9 protein-coding genes and 2 pseudogenes are annotated in these 18,182 nt (G+C 60.0%); 5 read left to right on the top strand and 6 right to left on the bottom strand.

Translation table 11 applies throughout. The annotated features are described in order from the left end of the window. Nucleotides 1-5: 5 nt before the first annotated feature. The 4 genes and pseudogenes from mscK to DFS28_RS31115 all read right to left on the bottom strand — a co-directional run. Nucleotides 6-3,356, bottom strand: a complete 3,351-nt coding sequence (gene mscK / locus DFS28_RS08270) for a mechanosensitive channel MscK (RefSeq protein WP_111449338.1) — start codon at nt 3,354-3,356, stop codon at nt 6-8. Between the two features lie 34 nt (nt 3,357-3,390). Then, on the bottom strand, nt 3,391-5,133 hold the full coding sequence (locus tag DFS28_RS08265) for a potassium/proton antiporter (protein ID WP_111449337.1): 1,743 nt from the start codon (nt 5,131-5,133) through the stop codon (nt 3,391-3,393). Between the two features lie 318 nt (nt 5,134-5,451). Continuing rightward, nucleotides 5,452-6,315 carry a methyl-accepting chemotaxis protein gene (locus tag DFS28_RS31120; protein WP_371922129.1) on the bottom strand — a complete coding sequence of 288 codons (864 nt, stop codon included), beginning with the start codon at nt 6,313-6,315 and terminating at the stop codon, nt 5,452-5,454. Further along, nucleotides 6,307-7,062, bottom strand: a pseudogene (locus DFS28_RS31115) (MCP four helix bundle domain-containing protein); the annotation flags it as partial. The gene DFS28_RS31120 and the pseudogene DFS28_RS31115, both read right to left, overlap by 9 nt. A gap of 290 nt (nt 7,063-7,352) precedes the next feature. Between DFS28_RS31115 and DFS28_RS08255 the strand changes: the two are divergent. From DFS28_RS08255 to DFS28_RS31105, 4 genes and pseudogenes are all read left to right on the top strand, one after another. Then, nucleotides 7,353-7,583 carry a hypothetical protein gene (locus DFS28_RS08255; RefSeq protein ID WP_008149645.1) on the top strand — a complete coding sequence of 77 codons (231 nt, stop codon included), beginning with the start codon at nt 7,353-7,355 and terminating at the stop codon, nt 7,581-7,583. Beyond that, nucleotides 7,580-7,882, top strand: a complete 303-nt coding sequence (locus DFS28_RS08250) for a cell division protein ZapA (protein ID WP_008149648.1) — start codon at nt 7,580-7,582, stop codon at nt 7,880-7,882. The genes DFS28_RS08255 and DFS28_RS08250 overlap by 4 nt, the downstream gene beginning before the upstream one ends. Before the next feature lie 100 nt (nt 7,883-7,982). Continuing rightward, nucleotides 7,983-9,053: pseudogene (locus DFS28_RS31110) on the top strand (cache domain-containing protein); the annotation flags it as partial. Between the two features lie 21 nt (nt 9,054-9,074). After that, on the top strand, nt 9,075-9,920 hold the full coding sequence (locus DFS28_RS31105) for a methyl-accepting chemotaxis protein (RefSeq protein WP_371922128.1): 846 nt from the start codon (nt 9,075-9,077) through the stop codon (nt 9,918-9,920). A 128-nt stretch (nt 9,921-10,048) separates the two neighbouring features. On the opposite strand, the gene DFS28_RS08240 is transcribed toward DFS28_RS31105, so the two are convergent. Then, nucleotides 10,049-11,851: an acyl-CoA dehydrogenase gene (locus tag DFS28_RS08240; RefSeq protein WP_111449334.1), complete on the bottom strand. Its 1,803-nt coding sequence runs from the start codon at nt 11,849-11,851 to the stop codon at nt 10,049-10,051. Between the two features lie 261 nt (nt 11,852-12,112). Further along, the gene (gene putA / locus DFS28_RS08230; RefSeq protein WP_111449333.1) at nt 12,113-16,066 is read right to left on the bottom strand and encodes a trifunctional transcriptional regulator/proline dehydrogenase/L-glutamate gamma-semialdehyde dehydrogenase; all 3,954 of its coding nucleotides are present in this window, start codon (nt 16,064-16,066) and stop codon (nt 12,113-12,115) included. Nucleotides 16,067-16,530: 464 nt separating this feature from the next. On the opposite strand from putA, the gene putP reads away from it, so the two are divergent. Next, entirely contained in the window at nt 16,531-18,015 is a 1,485-nt protein-coding gene (putP, locus tag DFS28_RS08225) for a sodium/proline symporter PutP (protein WP_111449332.1), read from the top strand. The last annotated feature ends 167 nt before the right edge of the window (nt 18,016-18,182 follow it).

The raw sequence follows: 18,182 nt of genomic DNA, 5'->3' as shown, positions 1-18,182 counted from the left end.
GCCGCTTAGTCGAGCTTGGCGGCCGGCGGCTCTTGCACAGGTTTGCCATCGGCCATGGGAACGATGGTCTTGGTTTCCGGCTCGATGGGCACCATTTTGTATTCCTGGCCCTGAAGATTCTTGAGGTAAACCTCCATCTGCCGGAACGAGATGTTGATGTGCTGTTTCTTGAACTCGCGATTGATGAAGCGGTTGACCTCATCGAGTACCGGGTTACGGTCACCGAGGTCACGTACATGCATGCGCAACTCGTGGTCGAGGGTGCTTTCGCCGAAGTTCAGGAAGTACACGTGGGGTTCCGGGTCTTTCAGCACTCGCGGGTTATCGCGCGCGGCCTTGAGCAGCAATTCCTTGACCAGGTCCAGGTCCGAGCCGTAATCGACACCGAGCTTGAGGGTCACTCGGGTGATGGTGTCGGTCAGGGACCAGTTGATCAGTTGCCCGGTAATGAACGTCTTGTTCGGGACAATGATGTCCTTGCGGTCGAAGTCGGTGATCGTCGTGGCGCGGATGCGGATCTTGCTCACCGTACCGGACAGGTTGCCGATGGTGATGGTGTCGCCAATCCGCACCGGACGTTCGAACAGGATCATGATCCCGGAGATGAAGTTGGCGAAGATTTCCTGCATCCCGAAGCCGAGACCTACCGACAGCGCCGCCACCAGCCATTGCAACTTGTCCCAACTCACGCCGAGTGTCGACAGGGTGGAGACGAAACCGATGCCAGCGATCACGTAAGACAGCAAGGTGGTGGTGGCGTACGCACTGCCCTGAGCCAGGTTCAGCTTCGACAGCACCAACACTTCCAGCAATCCCGGCAAGTTGCGCGCGAGGGCGAAGGTGATGCCGATGATGATCAGCGCGCCGAGCATATCGCCAATGCTGATCGGCACCATGCTCATGTTGGCGCCGGTGCCGCTGGTGTATTCGTAGAGGGTGACGTTATCCAGGTACGAGAACACAGAGATCAGATCGGACCAGACCCAGTACAACGCCGCGATAAAACCGCCCAGCAGTGCCAGGCGGATCAGGCGCAGGGACTGTTCGTTGACCTTCTCGATATCCAGGGTTGGCTCTTCGATCACCGCTTCGCCGTCGCCGGCCTCTTTCGCGGCCTGGCGTTTGGCCAGGGCGCGCTGGTAGGCCAGGCGGCGTGCCGCAACGCTGAGGCCGCGCACGAAGGTGGCCTCGATCACCAGCCAGAACATCAGCAGGTAAAGGGTGTTGATCAATCGGTCACTGAGCTTCAGCGCGGTGTAGTAATAGCCGAAGCACACCGCCACGAACAACGCGACAGGCAGGACGGTGAACAGGATCCCCACGGCCTTGCGGAACAGCGAAGCGTTCTGGTGAGTCGGGCTGCTGATCAGCAGGCGGCTGAGCAGCCAGGCCATCAGCGCATAGCAAGTCAGCACCACCGGCATGCCGAGTACGTCATCGGCCAGGGTCGCGGGTTGCAGCTCGGCGACTGCCACCACCGCGACCAACGCCATGACCACCAGCCCGAGTCGACGGACCCAGCCCTGCAGGAATTCGACCTGAGGTTTTTCCCAGCGGAAATGCAATTCGGCCACGCCGCCCGGCGCAAGAATCCGGTAAGCGGTGTAGAACACTAGCCACGCCTGGGCCATTTGCAGCAGCGCCGCGCCCATGTTCGCGTTCTGTCCGCGGGCGTCGATTTGCAAGGCCAGGCCACACAAGGCCAGGCCCAGGGAGACCGGCATCGCCAGCAGAATGTTGATCAGGATGGCCTGCGGCGTGTGCCACTGGCTGTCGCGTTTGAAGTGGCCGATGTCCTGGTGAACCTTGCTCAGTCGGGCATACAGGCTTTTGCGTCGCCACAGCAGGGCACCGATCAACAGCGCCAGGGGCAGGAACAGCAGCGGCCGTTGGGTCAGGCCGTCACTTAATTCGCTCAGGCTGGAAGCCCACGGCAGCGTGGTGACCTGACGTTCCAGGCGCTCCGGCACGGCGCGCATCCATTCCAGGTCCAGTGGCTTGTTGCTGGGAATCCAGAACATCTGCTCATCGAGGGTCGCCCGCAGGCTTTGCGCGGTGCTGAGCAGTTGCTTCTGATTGAGTTGCAACGTGATGGATTCGTTGAGCACCGCGCTGAGTTCGCGGTTCAGCCGCTCCAGCAGGTCGGCGCGGGTTGTGGCCAGCTCCAGCAGGCTTTTGCGCAGTTGCGGGGTGACTTGCTCGGGAGGCTGAGTCGACAGCAGGTTGTCGACGTAGGTCGCCGGGTTGCTGAGCAGTTCCCGTTGCTGGCTGACTTCGAATTGATAGAGGCGAATGTCGGCGATCTGGTCGGCCAGGTCACGGTCGAGCCTGAGGCGTGGCAGGGACTGTTTCTGTTTGTAGAGAATCTTGGAGAGCAGCAGGCTGCCCTTGAGCACGTTGATTTGCTCGTCCAGCGCCGAGTCGCTCTGGGTCACATTGTCCAGTTGCTGCTTGGTCTGCAGATTCTGCTGGGTGACTTCGTTGAGGCGGTCGGTACTTTTGAGCAGGTAGTCAGAAAGCTTGAGGTTGGCCGCGCTTTCGGTCGCCAGCAGGGTACTGCCGCCGGATTTCTGCGCTTCGATGGACTGCTGCGTCACCGTCTCCTGGGACTGGGCCAGGCGCTTCTGGTTGATCAGGGTTTGCAGCTCCTGGATTTCCTGATCCAGGCGATCGGATTTTTCCGAGAGCAAGTCATGCTGGCTGTTGCCCAAGTCCTGCAGTTGATTGTTGCCGGCCAGTTCCTGGCGGCGCAACGGGATCAGGGCATTCAGCGCCGCGAGCTCTGCGTTGAGCAGGTCGCGTTGCTCAGGGGTCAAGATCTTGCCGCCGTCCTTGCCGATCTTGAGGATGTTGTTGATCTGCTGGATGCGCGTCTGGCTGGCAGAAATTTCGGCCTGGGCGCGCTCGGGGCGGGTCTGGGCAGTAATCACCAGACTGTTGGCGTCGGCCAGGGCTTTTTGCAGATCGCTTTGCTGGGTGGAGCGCTCGGTGAGCATTTGCTCCAGTTGCTGAATAGGCTCTTTGGCATAGCGCTGCGGTACTGGCAGCAATTTGGTGACTTTGAGCTTGGCCAGTTCTCGCTGGTTCTCGATGTTCTGCTTTGGGGCGTTGGCCAGTTGCTGCTTGAGATCGGCCAGTTTCTGCTCGTAATCACGCTTGTTGTTGAGCTGTGTCAGCGTGCTTTGCAGGATGCTCTGGAGAGCTTTCTGATCGGCTTCCGGCAATTTGCGCTCGGCGATCTTGTCCAGGTTCGCCTGCACGGCTTCGCTGGACGGCGGTTCGGCCGCTTGCAATGTACCGACAGAAAGACTCAAGCCCAGCAGGGCCGTAATGATAAACGTGCGCAGGGTTGACATAGAGACCGATCGAAAGCGAGACGAAGAATGGAGTTTAGAGGAACAAGCCCGGGCCGGGGCGACTTCCTTCGGGGAATCTGACGCCCACTTTACCGATCTTGTTCCCTTCCATGACCGCGACGGTCCAAATGGTGTTGTTCCACTCCACCTGGTCACCGACTACGGGGGCACCGCCCACTTTCTGGGCAATGAAGTGGCCGAGCGACATGTCCGGATCGATGCCTTCCACTTTCAACCCGTACAGCGCCGCAACCGCCGCCAGCTGGGCGTCTCCTTCGAGTACGAAGTCGCCGAAGAAGCGCAAGTCGAGGCCCCGTTGCGGTGCCTGGCTGAAGAGTTTTCCGAGGGCCGGAAGGTTGTGTTCATGGCCGATGACGCACAGCAAATCGTCGACTTCGAGCACCGTACTACCCGACGGATGGAGCAGTTGCTGGCCACGAAACAGGGCTGCAATGCGGGTGCCTTCGGGCATTTTCAGTTCGCGAAGGGGCGAGCCGATGCACCATTTCTCGGCACCGAGGCGATAAACGAACAGCTCCCACTCACTGGTGACGTGGACTTCCAGGGCGGCGCGGGAGATCGGTGCCGGCTCCGGCGGAACGGTCACTTTCAAAAGCTTCGCCACCCACGGCAGGCTTGTGCCCTGCACCAGCAGCGACACCAACACGATAAAGAAGGCGAGGTTGAAATAGAGCTGGGCGTTGGGCAGGCCAGCCATCAGCGGGAACACCGCCAGAATGATCGGAACCGCGCCGCGTAACCCGACCCAGGAAATGAACGCCTTCTCGCGCCCATGGAACGCCTTGAAGGGCAGCAGGCCGACGATCACCGACAACGGCCGCGCAAACAGAATCATCCACAGCGCCAGGCCCAGAGCGGGCAGGGCAATCGGCAACAAGTCGTGGGGCGTTACCAGCAGCCCCAGAACCAGGAACATGCCGATTTGCGCCAGCCAGGCCATGCCATCGAGCATGTGCAAAATGCCGTGGCGGCTGCGCACCGGGCGGTTGCCGATGACCAGGCCGCACAGGTAAACCGCCAAAAAACCGCTGCCGTGCAGGGCGTTGGTCAGGGCAAACACGACCAGTCCGCCAGCAATGACCAGGATCGGATAAAGGCCGGTGACCAAGTGGATACGGTTGACCAGTTGCAGCATGACCCAGCCGCCGCCCAGGCCGATGACAGCACCGATACCGAACTCACGCATCAAGTGCCCGAGCAGGCTCCAATGCAGACCGGTCTGGCCGCTGGCGAGCATGTCGATCAGGGTCACGGTGAGGAACACCGCCATCGGGTCGTTGCTGCCGGACTCAATCTCGAGGCTGGCGGTCACCCGTTCGTTCAGGCCTTTGCCGCCGAGCAGCGAGAACACCGCCGCGGCGTCGGTGGAGCCGACGATAGCGCCGATCAGCAGGCCCTGAATCAGGTTCAGGTTGAACAGCCACGCGGCGGCCATGCCGGTCAGCCCGGTGGTGATCAACACCCCGACCGTCGCCAGCGACAGCGCCGGCCATAACGCCACGCGGAAGCTGGAAACCCGGGTGCGCAAGCCGCCGTCGAGCAGGATGACGGCCAGCGCGAGGTTGCCGACCAGATAAGCCGTTGGGTAGTTATCGAAAATAATGCCGGCGCCATCGACGCCGGCCGACATGCCCACCGCGAGGATGATCACCAGAATCGGGATACCGAGGCGTGATGAAAGTGAGCTCACCAGAATGCTTGCACCTACCAGCAACGCGCCGATCAAGAACAGGCTGTTGATGGTCGTCGCATTCAAAGGCAGTACTCCAGAAAGCTGAAAGGCGGGCGCAAACTGACCATGCAGTCTACGTGCCAGCGATTCTAACCTGTTGAAATGTGATGCTGTCAAAAAGCTTTTGCAGCAAGCAGATGACACCCGCAGCTCCGGGTGCAATCACTGTGGCGAGGGGATTTATCCCCGTTGGGCTGCGAAGCGGCCCCCTGCGTTCTTTCAGGCATGCCCCGCAAACAGGTCTTGCGACGGCTTCGCCGCCGAACGGGGATAAATCCCCTCGCCACAGATAAATCCCTTAGCCACAGATAAATCCCTTAGCCACAGAGTTCGCGGTGCTCTTTAGAGGCTAAACCGCCCAACCATGTTGTTCAGGTCCAGCGCCAATCGCGACAACTCATTGCTGGCAGCGCTCGTCTGATTCGCCCCGGTCGCCGACTGCACCGACAGATCGCGAATGTTCACCAGATTGCGGTCCACTTCACGGGCCACTTGCGCCTGCTCTTCGGCAGCGCTGGCGATCACCAGGTTGCGTTCGTTGATTTCGACGATCGCGCTATTAATAGTGTCCAGCGACATGCCTGCACCACGAGCGATGTTCAACGTCGACTCAGCACGCTCGGTGCTGTTGCGCATCGAATCCACCGCGTGTTCGGTACCGCTCTGGATGCTGCCGATCATGCGTTCGATTTCGCTGGTCGACTGCTGGGTGCGATGCGCCAGGGCACGGACTTCGTCCGCCACCACGGCAAAACCACGACCGGCCTCACCGGCACGGGCGGCTTCGATCGCCGCGTTCAGTGCCAGCAAGTTGGTCTGATCAGCCAGGCCGCGAATCACGTCCAGCACTTTGCCGATGTCACGGGACTCGTTGGCCAGGTCGCCGATCAGGGTGGCGGTGCTCTGCACGTCGGCGCTCATGCGTTCGATGGCGCTGACGGTTTCCTGCACCAGGTCACGGCCATCACCGGCGGAGGTGGTGGCGTTTTTCGAAGCTTCGGATGTGCTGACGGCATTGCGCGCGACTTCTTCCACGGCGCTGGTCATTTCGTTGACTGCGGTGGCAGCTTGTTCGATTTCGTTGTTCTGCTGGGTCAGGCCACGGGCGCTTTCGTCGGTGACGCTGTTGAGTTCTTCAGCGGCGGACGCCAGTTGCGTGGCGGACCCGGAAATTCGTTGCAGGGTGTCGCGCAGCTTGTCCTGCATCTTCGACATGGCCAGCAACAAGCGGCCGGCTTCGTCCTCACCATCGACGGTGATCGGGCGGGTCAGGTTGCCTTCAGCAATTTCTTCGGCAGCGCTCAGGGCGTTGGCGATCGGCTTGGTGATGCTGTTGGTCAGCAACCAGGCGAACAGCAGGGTCAGGCCGGTCGCGATCACCAGCAGGGTGATCACCAGGTTGAAGGCCGAAGCGTACTGGTCGGCGGCTTGTTGATTGGTGTCGAGGGTCTGCTGAGTGTTGATCTCCAGCAAACGGTTCAACACGGTGTTCACCGCTTCAGAGTTGGTCAGCAGATCGGTGTTGAGCAGGGTGCGCAGTTCATCCACCTGATTGTTGCGCGACAGGGTCTTCATCCGGTCTTCGATCTGACGGTACTGGCCGAGCAACTGCACGTACTGGTCGTAGGCCGAACGTTCCTGCGGGCTGGTGATCAGTTTTTCGTAAGTCGCCTGAGCGGCACGAATCTGCTGATTGCGGGTTTCCAGCAGATCCATGGTCTTTTGCTGGACGTCCGGCTCGCGGTTCACCAGCAAACGGTAGGACAGCACCCGCAGGCGCAGGGTCAGCTGAGTGAATTCGTCGAGGCTCTTGATGCTCGGCACGCTCATGGAGGCGATGTCTTCACCGGCGCCGCGAATCTTGCTCATCTGGTTCAAGGCAAACACACCCAGAATCAGCATCAGGCCGCCAATCAGGGCAAAACCGAGGAACGCCCGTGGCGCGATATTCATATTACGAAGGGACATGGTGTTTACCGAAAAGAGCGCATCCGTGCGGCGCTGAGACTGACGTATGGATGACTTATCGGTCATATGACTAAAGTCTTGAGCCCCTGCGGGTTTTTGTCGCACAACCGCTCCGGCGACGAAGTGCAGGAACCAGATCCGCCAATCACAGTCTTTAAAGCTCGCGAGGAAGGTCGCCCGCCAGGAAAATCAAGGCCTTGCGCCCCAATAACCCTGGCATCCATGGTGACTTTTCTTTATCGTACGCGCCCTTTGAAAATGCTTGGAAAATCAAAATGTTGGAAGCATCCCTAAGCCAATTGGAACAGCTGGTCAGCGACCTGGTGCAACAGAACCAGACCCTGCTCGGCACCAACCAAACCCTGAGCGCAGAACTGGCCCAGGCCAAGGATGAAAACGAAAGCCTGCAACTGAGCCTGATGGAACAGGAAGAGAAACAAGGTGCCACCGCTGCACGCATCCAGGCCTTGGTTGAGCGCGTCAGCGCCGGCCCAGTCAGCGCATGAATCACGGCGCCGCAGGGGTAAAAGTCGTCTCGATCCTGGGGGAGGACTATTCGATCAAGGCGCCGGCCGGGGAAGAGCAAACCCTGCTGGACGCCGCGTTAATGCTGAAGGCTGCCCTGGCCGACACCAAAAGGAAGTACCCGACGCTGATCGGTGACCGCTTGCTGGTATTGGCCGCGATGAATCTGTGCTCCCAGCAGATCGAAATGCAGAAGCAGCACAAGCAGGAACTCGACCGTTACCAAGAGCAAGTCAGCGCCACGGTTGAAGTGATCTCCAAGACGATCAATCAGGCCTGATCGGCTTTGCGCACAACCAAAGAATAAATTGTCGTTTGCGTTGTATACAATCGGCACGGCTGTTGCAGTGTTTCAGCCTCTTATTCTTTGGGGGTGCTCCATGCAGTTCTGGCGACGCAGTATTCAATGGCAGTTGATCCTGAGCATGGGCACCGCCCTGCTGGTCAGTATTCTGATCGTGGTTGGCATTTATACCCTCGTGGTCAATCGCCTCGCCGAGCGCTATCTGGTCGAGCAAGCGCTACCGTCGAGCATCGAAGCGATGCGCAACGACATCGAGCGAATCCTCGTTCAACCCCTCACTGCCGCCAAGGACATCGCCAGCAATAGCATGGTGCGCGACTGGTTGGCCGGGGGTGAAAACAGTGCCCAGACCAACACCTTCGTCACCTATCTGGAAGGCATCCGCGCCGAGCACAAAGCCTTTACCGCGCTGATCGTCGGCACGGCTTCAAACCATTACTTCACGGAAAAAGGCCTGGACCGGACCCTCAGCCGTTCCAACCCCAAAGACGCCTGGTTCTACTCGTTTCTCGACAGCAACCAGCCGCGCACCCTCAATATCGACAATGACACCGCGACCGGAGAATTGGCGCTGTTCATCGACCTCAAGGTCGAGCAGGCCGGCAAAGTCGTGGGTGTTGCCGGGCTTGGCCTGAGCATGAAAGAGCTGTCGGAGCTGATCCACAACTTCAACTTCGGTGAGCGCGGCAAGGTCTATCTCGTGCGTTCCGACGGTTTGATCCAGGTTCACCCCGAAGCGCAGTTCAGCGGCAAACGCACGTTGGCCGAACAGATTGGCACCCCGGCAGCGCAAGCCGTCATGGGCCAACAGGCTGCCACCCACAGCAGCTTCGATCGCGATGGCGAAGATTTTCTGGCATTGAGTCTGCCGTTGCGGGACTTGGGCTGGACCCTGGTGGCCGAAGTGCCACAGTCGCAGATCTACGCCGAAGCCCGCCGCGCGATGTGGATGAGCAGCGGCATTGGCCTGGCGGTGGCGCTGGTTTGCCTGATGCTGGTGGTGTTGTTGGCCCGTGGATTGGTGCGGCCGATCCGTCAGGTAACAGCGGCGCTGGTAGCCATCGGTAGCGGTGGTGGAGATTTGACCCACAGGTTAGATTCCAGCCGCGCCGATGAATTGGGTGACCTGGCTCGCGGCTTCAATCGGTTCCTGGAAAGTCAGCGCGACATGATCGGTGAAGTGCTGACCACCAGCGAGCGTTTACGCACGGCCGTCGGGCAAGTGGCGCGGGTAGTGGACAACACCGCTGAACGCTCCGGCCGTCAGCAGGAAATGACCGACATGGTCGCCACCGCCGTTCACGAAATGGGCCTGACGGTGCAGGAAATCGCCCAGAACGCCGGCAATGCCGCGGTGGCTTCACAAACTGCCCGGGATGAGGCGATGCAGGCGCGGGAAGTGGTGGGCGGGTCGATCCGGCATATTGAAAGCATGTCCGATGAGATTGGCCTCGCGGCCAGCGCGGTGGGCGAGTTGGCCCATCAGGTGGCCTCCATCGATCAGGTGCTGGCGGTGATTCGCGGGATTTCCGAGCAGACCAATTTGCTCGCGCTCAACGCGGCCATCGAAGCGGCGCGGGCCGGGGACATGGGGCGTGGGTTTGCGGTCGTGGCGGATGAGGTGCGCACGTTGGCGCGGCGCACGCAATCGTCGACTGATGAGATTCAGCAGATGATTGGCAGCCTCAAGCAAGGCGCGGAGAACGCGGTGTCGTCGATGCATTCCGGGCAAGCGGCGACTGGCACGGGCGTTGAGTCGAGCCAACGCACCGGGGTGTCGTTGACGGCGATTACCGGGCAGGTGGAGCGCATCAGCGACATGAACCATCAGGTGGCGGCGGCGACGGAAGAGCAGTCGGCGGTGACGGAAGAGATCAACCGCAATGTGCAGGGGATTTCTGACCTGGCCCGTGCCACCGCCGGGGAGGTCAGGGCTTGTCGTGAGGATTGTCAGACGTTGCAGCGGTTGGCGGATGATTTGGCGCGGCAAGTAGGTGGGTTCAAGTTGAGCTAATGAGTTGTCTGTACGGGCGCCTTCGCGAGCAGTCGAATCGTCGCACCGCCGCTCCCACATTGGAACACGGTCAACTGTGGGAGCGGGCTTGCTCGCGAATGGATGTCAGCAGCACCACAAGGCTCTAGTCAGAACCACTCATCCTGCATCCCAAGACACACATCATCCCGCGCCTCAAGAATCGCCAGTTCATGGTGGCAACCCGGCACTTCCCACGTCAGGAAATACCGCGCCGCCTGCAGCTTGCCTTTATAGAAGCTCACATCCGCCGCATTCCCTTTGGCCAACCCTTCCTGCGCGCGAATCGCCTGCTCCAGCCAGCGCCAGCCAATCACCGTGTGCCCGAACACTTTGAGGTACAGCGCCGAGTTCGCCAGGCTGCTATTAACCTTGCCTTGCGCCAAATCCATCAGCAAACCGATGGTCACCGTTTGCAGGTGCGCCACCAATTTCTCCAGCGGCTCACGCAGCGCGGTTAACGATTCATACGCTTGAGCGCGCTCGGCGGTATCGGCAATCAGACGGATCAATTGCTTGAGCCCCGCACCACCGTTCTGCGCCAGTTTGCGGCCCAGCAGGTCCAGCGATTGAATGCCGTGAGTCCCTTCGTGGATCGGGTTCAGACGGTTGTCGCGGTAATACTGCTCCACCGGGTATTCGCGGGTGTAGCCATGGCCGCCGAGTATCTGGATCGCCAGTTCGTTGGCCTTCAGGCAAAACTCCGACGGCCAGGATTTGACGATCGGTGTCAGCAAATCCAGCAGTTCGTGGGCCTGTTTGCGCTCGGCTTCAGTCTCAAGGGTTGTGGTGTCGTCAAACAGCCGCGCCGCGTACAGCCCCAGGTCGAACGAACCTTCGACGTAGGCTTTCTGAGTCAGCAACATGCGTTTGACGTCGGCGTGCTGAATGATCGCCACCGGCGCGGTGTTCGGGTCCTTGCTGTCCGGCACGCGACCCTGCGGCCGCTCGCGGGCGTATTCCAGGGAATATAGATAACCGGCGTAACCGAGCATCACCGCGCCCATGCCGACGCCGATCCGCGCCTCGTTCATCATCTGGAACATGTAGCTCAAGCCATGATGAGGCTTGCCCACCAGGTAGCCGACACACTCGCCATTATCGCCGAAGTTCAGCGCGGTGGAGGTGGTGCCGCGCCAGCCCATCTTGTGGAACAGCCCGGCCAGCAACACATCGTTGCGTTTGCCCAGGCTACCGTCATCGTTGACCAGAAACTTGGGCACGATGAACAGCGAAATACCTTTCACCCCGGCCGGTGCATCCGGCAGTTTGGCCAGCACCATGTGCACGATGTTTTCCGACAATGGGTGATCACCGCCGGAGATGAAGATCTTGTTGCCCTTGAGTCGATACGTGCCGTCAGACGCCGGCTCTGCGCGGGTACGAATATCCGACAGCGACGAGCCGGCATGGGGTTCGGTCAGCGCCATGGTGCCGAAGAAACGACCGTCGATCATCGGTTGCAGGAAGCGCTGTTTTTGCTCCTCGGTGCCGAAACTTTCGATCAGGTTCGCCGCGCCCATGGTCAGGAACGGATAAGAAGTCGACGCCGCGTTGGCGGATTGGAAATGTGCGAAGCAGGCCTGGGACAACAGCGTAGGAAGTTGCATGCCGCCCGCATCGAAACTGCGCGCAGCGTTGAGGAAACCGGCTTCAAGGAAGGCATCGACCGCCGGTTTCACTTCCGGAATCAGAATTGCCTGACCGTCCTCATAGCGCGGCTCATTCTCGTCACCCTTGCGATTGTGCGGGGCGAAGAACTTCTCGGCGATGGTGCGGGCGGTGCCGATGGCGGCGTCGAAGGTCTCGCGGTTGTGCTCGGCGAAACGCTCACGCTGGGTCAGGCCCTCGGCATCAAGGACTTCATACAGCTCGAAAGCCAGATTGCGGGAACTGAGCAACGTCTCGGACATGGCGGCCTACCTTTTTTTGGAATGGACCGAGTCTAGGCGTGCGAATAAAGGCTGAACAGGATGATTGATGAGCGTGATGGTGCGGTGCGGGCACCGCTAATCAAATGTGGGGGCGGCGGTGCGACGATTCGACTTGCTCGCGAAGGCGGTGGATCAGTCAATGTGGATGTCGACTGACACTCCGCCTTCGCGAGCAAGCCCGCTCCCACAGGGGATATTGCGAACCAGGCACCTATTGCAGGTGCCTGGTCTTGTTGCGGTTTAGCCGATAGTCATCAGACTGGCATTACCACCCGCCGCAGCAGTGTTAACGCTCAACGCCCGCTCGATCACCAGACGCTCCAGCGCAATGTTGGTCTCGCCTTGCGACAAGCCATGAACCCCGACAATCGCGCCGGCACGCTTGGCCACTTGCTGGCAGACCGCACGCAACTGATCGGAATGACCGTGATGCAGAACCGCATCAAACAGCACTTCGTCCTTGTTCCAGTCGGAAACCAGCTTGATCTTCGCCTGAATGTCCTTCGGCAGACGTGCGAACAACGCCTTGGTCAATTCAGCTTCCGGCCATACCGCCGAACCGCCGACGGCCAATACCGCCGCCAGTTGCGTCAGCAGATCGCCTTCGACTTCCGCCAGGCACAGCACGTGTTCGCGCGGCAGAATGGCGTAGCTGTTGCGTTCGCCGGTCGGGCCCGCCAGAAGACGGGTGATCCCGCTTTGCGATTGCGCCGCGAACTGCACGCACAGGGTGCTCAGGTCGGTGAGCTTGCTGCTGTCGGCCCAGGCTTGCAGAGCCTTCAGCGGTTTGCTCATGGCATCACGCAGACGAACGTCCGGTGCCGCGATGGCATCACCACGAGCGAAGGATTGTTCGATTGCATCGGTAGGACGTGTCGACAACAGACGGTACAGGTACAACGGACCACCTGCTTTCGGACCCGTACCCGACAAGCCTTCGCCACCGAACGGCTGCACGCCGACCACAGCACCGACGATGTTGCGGTTCACGTAGACGTTACCGGCGTTGACGTTGTCGACCACCTTGGCGATGGTCTCGTCGATGCGAGTGTGCACACCCAAGGTCAGGCCGTAACCGGAAGCGTTGATCTGACCGATCAGCTGATCGATGTCTTTGCGCTTGTAGCGAACCACGTGCAGCACCGGACCGAAGATCTCCCGTTGCAGCTCGTCGAAGCTTTCCAGTTCGATCAGCGTCGGCATCACGAAGGTGCCGCGTTTGACTTCTTCGGTGTTGGCGATTGCCACCTGGTACACGCTGCGACCTTTGTCGCGCATGCCCTGGATGTGCTTCTCGATACCGGCCTTGGCTTCGGCGTCGATCACCGGGCCGATGTCCACGGACAGGCGTTCCGGGTTGCCGAGACGGCATTCAGCCATGGCACCTTTGAGCATTTCGATGACACGGTCAGCGGAATCTTCCTGCAAGCACAGCACACGCAGTGCCGAGCAACGTTGACCGGCGCTGTCGAAGGCTGAGGACACCACGTCGATCACAACTTGTTCGGTCAGTGCCGAAGAGTCGACGATCATTGCGTTCTGGCCGCCGGTTTCGGCGATCAACGGAATCGGGCGACCTTGTGCATCCAGACGACCCGCGACGTTGCGTTGCAGCAAACGAGCAACTTCGGTGGAGCCAGTGAACATCACGCCTTTAACCCGATCGTCACCGACCAAGCGAGCACCAACGGTTTCGCCACGGCCCGGCAGCAATTGCACCACGCCTTCCGGAATCCCGGCTTCGAGCAGCAAGCGCACGGCTTGAGCAGCTACCAGCGGGGTTTGTTCTGCAGGTTTGGCCAAAACCGGGTTGCCGGCAGCCAGTGCCGCAGCGACTTGGCCGCTGAAGATCGCCAGCGGGAAGTTCCACGGGCTGATGCACACCACTGGGCCCAATGGGCGGTGGGCGTCGTTGGTGAAATCGTTGCGGGCCTGCACCGCGTAATAACGCAGGAAGTCCACGGCTTCACGTACTTCGGCGATGGCGTTGGCGAAGGTCTTGCCCGCTTCGCGAGCCAACAGGCCCATCAGCGGCTGGATCTCGCCTTCCATCAAATCAGCGGCACGTTCCAGAATTGCGGCGCGCTCGGCGGGCGGAGTGGCCTGCCAGATCGGTGCAGCGTTCAGGGCGCACTGGATCGCGTTATCGACGTCTTCGACGGTCGCTTCCTGTACGTGGCCGACGATGTCGCGCAGATCCGACGGGTTCAGAACCGGAGCCGGGGTTTCAGTGCTGGACGCGCAACCGAGCATCGGCGCGGCTTTCCAGTTGTTATGAGCGGTTGCCAGCAGTGCGCAGGACAGCGAAGCCAGACGATGTTCGTTGGCCATGTCGATGCCGCTGGAGTTGGCGCGCTCGGCACCATAAAGATCACGCGGCAGCGGGATACGCGGGTGTGGCAGGCCGAAGCCGCCTTCCAGCGTCGCCATCTGCTCGATGCTGGCCACTGGATCGGCCACCAGCTCCTGAATCGAAATAGATTGGTCGGCGATGCGGTTGACGAACGAAGTGTTCGCACCGTTTTCCAGCAGACGACGCACCAGGTACGCCAGCAGTGTTTCGTGAGTACCGACCGGTGCGTACACGCGGCACGGACGGTTCAGCTTGCCTTCGGAAACTTTGCCTACAACCTGTTCGTACAGCGGTTCACCCATGCCGTGCAGGCATTGGAACTCGTACTGGCCGGGGTAATAGTTCTGACCGGCGATGTGGTAAATGGCCGACAGGGTGTGGGCGTTGTGCGTGGCGAATTGCGGGTAGATGACTTCCGGCACCGACAGCAATTTGCGAGCGCAGGCGATGTAGGAAACATCGGTGTACACCTTGCGGGTGTAGACCGGATAGCCTTCCAGGCCTTCGACCTGGGCGCGCTTGATTTCGCTGTCCCAGTACGCGCCTTTTACCAGACGGATCATCAGGCGATGACGGCTGCGACGAGCCAGATCGATCACGTAGTCGATCACGTACGGGCAACGCTTTTGATAAGCCTGGATCACGAAACCGATGCCGTTCCAGCCGGTCAGTTGCGGCTCGAAGCACAGGCGCTCCAGCAGATCCAGCGACAGCTCGAGGCGGTCGGCTTCTTCGGCGTCGATGTTCAGGCCGATGTCGTATTGCTTGGCCAGCAGGGTCAGCGACAGCAGGCGCGGGTACAACTCGTCCATCACGCGCTCGTACTGCGCACGGCTGTAACGCGGGTGCAGTGCCGACAGCTTGATGGAAATGCCCGGGCCTTCATAAATCCCACGGCCGTGGGACGCTTTGCCGATCGAGTGGATGGCTTGTTCGTACGAGGCCAGGTATTTCTGGGCGTCGTGCTCGGTGAGTGCGGCTTCACCCAGCATGTCATAGGAATAACGGAAGCCCTTGGCTTCGAACTTGCTGGCGTTGGCCAGGGCTTCGGCGATGGTTTCGCCGGTGACGAACTGCTCGCCCATCAGGCGCATGGCCATGTCGACGCCCTTGCGGATCATCGGCTCGCCGCTCTTGCCGATGATGCGGCTCAAGGACGACGTCAGGCCGGCTTCGTTGTGGGTGGCGACCAGTTTGCCGGTCAGCAACAAACCCCAAGTGGCGGCGTTGACGAACAACGACGGGCTGTTGCCCAAGTGCGGGTGCCAGTTGCCGGTGCTGATCTTGTCGCGGATCAGCGCGTCGCGGGTGCCTTTGTCCGGGATGCGCAACAGCGCTTCGGCCAGGCACATCAGTGCCACGCCTTCCTGGGACGACAGGGAAAATTCCTGCAACAGGCCCTGAACAATCCCGGCACGGCCGCCAGCGCTTTTCTGATTGCGCAGTTTTTCAGCAATCGAGGCGGCGAGCTTGTTGGTGGCTTCGGCCATGGCGATCGGCAGGCGAGCCTGCTCGATCAGCATCGGCACCACTTCCGGCTCAGGGCGACGGTAAGCGGCGGTGATCGAAGCGCGCAGGACCGATTGCGGCAGGATGCTTTCGGCGAACTCCAGGAAGCACTGATGCGCGTGGTCAGCGTGTACTTCGCCGGCGTCGTCAGCATCTTTGCTGATCAAACCGCTCAGCTCGGTCAGGGTTGCACCACCCTCGAGTTTTTCCAGGTAATTGAAAATTGCCTGCTTGATCAGCCAGTGCGGCGTGCGATCAATCGAGGTCGCGGCGGCCTTGAGGCGCTCGCGGGTCGGGTCGTCAAGTTTGACCCCAAGGGTGGTGGTAGCCATATTTTTATCCTCATGTTTGCCACGACCGCGTGGCATCAGCTGGCGGCAAGATTAGCCGTGCAACCGTCGAGGTGCAACCGGGTGCAACCCTTTTTTTGTCGGAATAATACGCAGCTCGTCAGGAAATAAATTCCGGTACGAGCGTACCGCTCCTGCTTGGTGCTTTTGCTTCTAGTAAACCGCCAAGACTGCGCTAAAAGGGAGCAAAAACAGGGCTTTTTCAGGTAAATCCGATTAGGTGCAACTTATTCTCGCGAAACTGGTTGCACCTTATTTGCTTTGTTGAATAGCATTCGCGCCCAAGGTGCAACCGGTCACAAAAGACAGGTGCACCGGCTGATGGCTTTCCTGGGGAAACATCAGTCCTAAATGCGCGGGTCCCGAAGTCGTCTGAACAAACGTTGTCGTTTGTCGGCGTTTTCACACTCTGCCGCTACATAAAAACAAAGCCAGGGCATCACTTAATGAGCGTAAGCAATCCAACACTGATCACGTTCGTGATCTACATCGCAGCAATGGTGCTGATCGGCTTCATGGCCTATCGCTCCACCAACAACCTTTCTGACTACATTCTGGGCGGTCGCAGCCTGGGCAGCGTCGTGACGGCATTGTCCGCCGGCGCCTCCGACATGAGCGGCTGGTTGTTGATGGGCCTGCCGGGCGCTATCTACATGTCCGGTCTGTCCGAAAGCTGGATCGCCATCGGTCTGATCATCGGTGCTTACCTGAACTGGCTGTTCGTCGCCGGCCGTTTGCGCGTGCAGACCGAGCACAACGGTGATGCGCTGACCCTGCCGGATTACTTCTCCAGCCGTTTCGAAGACAAAAGCGGCCTGCTGCGGATCATCTCCGCGGTCGTGATCCTGGTGTTCTTCACCATCTACTGCGCTTCCGGCATCGTGGCTGGCGCCCGTCTGTTCGAAAGCACCTTCGGCATGTCCTACGAGACTGCACTGTGGGCCGGTGCCGCGGCGACGATTGCCTACACCTTCGTCGGCGGTTTCCTGGCCGTGAGCTGGACTGACACCGTACAAGCCACCCTGATGATCTTCGCCCTGTTGCTGACGCCGATCATCGTGCTGCTGGCCACCGGTGGCATCGATACCACGTTCCTGGCCATCGAAGCGCAAGACCCAAGCAACTTCGACATGCTGAAAAACACCACCTTCATCGGCATCATCTCGTTGATGGGCTGGGGCCTGGGCTACTTCGGCCAGCCGCACATCCTGGCGCGTTTCATGGCGGCGGATTCGGTCAAGTCGATTGCCAAAGCACGTCGCATCTCCATGACCTGGATGATCCTGTGCCTGGGCGGCACCGTGGCTGTAGGCTTCTTCGGTATTGCCTATTTCTCGGCAAACCCTGCCGTGGCCATGCCAGTGAGCGAAAACCACGAGCGTGTGTTCATCGAGCTGGCCAAGATCCTGTTCAACCCATGGGTTGCCGGTGTACTGCTGTCGGCCATTCTGGCTGCTGTGATGAGCACCTTGAGCTGCCAATTGCTGGTGTGCTCGAGCGCCCTGACCGAAGACTTCTACAAAACCTTCCTGCGTAAAACCGCTTCCCAGGTCGAGTTGGTCTGGGTCGGCCGTGCCATGGTGCTGCTGGTTGCCTTGATCGCTATCGCTCTGGCCGCTAACCCGGAAAACCGCGTTTTGGGTCTGGTCAGCTACGCCTGGGCTGGTTTCGGTGCTGCTTTCGGTCCGGTTGTCCTGATCTCCGTGATCTGGAAAGACATGACCCGCAACGGCGCACTGGCCGGCATCCTGGTCGGCGCGATCACCGTGATCGTCTGGAAACACTTCGAACTGCTGGGCCTGTACGAAATCATCCCGGGCTTCATCTTCGCCAGCCTGGCGATCTACTTCGTCAGCAAATCGGGCGAGCCTACCAAAGGCATGCTTCAGCGCTTCGCCGCTGCCGAGGCAGATTTCCGCCTGAACAAGTGATCGGGATGAGCTGATGCTCTGACCCTTTCGCCGAACATGAAAACGGCCCGCTTCCGGTAGGAAACGGGCCGTTTTTTTATGGCGCAGATCTTGTGGCATCGAAGTTCCAATGTGGGAGCGGGCTTGCTCGCGAATGCGGTGTGTCAGTCAACATTAATGCCGAATAA

Source organism: Pseudomonas sp. 478 (assembly GCF_003254125.1).
Taxonomy (GTDB): Bacteria; Pseudomonadota; Gammaproteobacteria; order Pseudomonadales; family Pseudomonadaceae; genus Aquipseudomonas.
This window is presented reverse-complemented; position numbering and strand designations above follow the sequence as displayed.

Bases quoted from the DNA above. Each gene is read 5' to 3' on its own strand.
- DFS28_RS08250 (WP_008149648.1), top strand. From the start codon at position 7,580: ATGAATCACGGCGCCGCAGGGGTAAAAGTCGTCTCGATCCTGGGGGAG.
- mscK (WP_111449338.1), bottom strand. From the start codon at position 3,356: ATGTCAACCCTGCGCACGTTTATCATTACGGCCCTGCTGGGCTTGAGT.
- DFS28_RS08255 (WP_008149645.1), top strand. From the start codon at position 7,353: ATGTTGGAAGCATCCCTAAGCCAATTGGAACAGCTGGTCAGCGACCTG.
- putP (WP_111449332.1), top strand. From the start codon at position 16,531: ATGAGCGTAAGCAATCCAACACTGATCACGTTCGTGATCTACATCGCA.
- putA (WP_111449333.1), bottom strand. From the start codon at position 16,066: ATGGCTACCACCACCCTTGGGGTCAAACTTGACGACCCGACCCGCGAG.
- DFS28_RS08240 (WP_111449334.1), bottom strand. From the start codon at position 11,851: ATGTCCGAGACGTTGCTCAGTTCCCGCAATCTGGCTTTCGAGCTGTAT.
- DFS28_RS31105 (WP_371922128.1), top strand. From the start codon at position 9,075: ATGATCGGTGAAGTGCTGACCACCAGCGAGCGTTTACGCACGGCCGTC.
- DFS28_RS31120 (WP_371922129.1), bottom strand. From the start codon at position 6,315: ATGCAGGACAAGCTGCGCGACACCCTGCAACGAATTTCCGGGTCCGCC.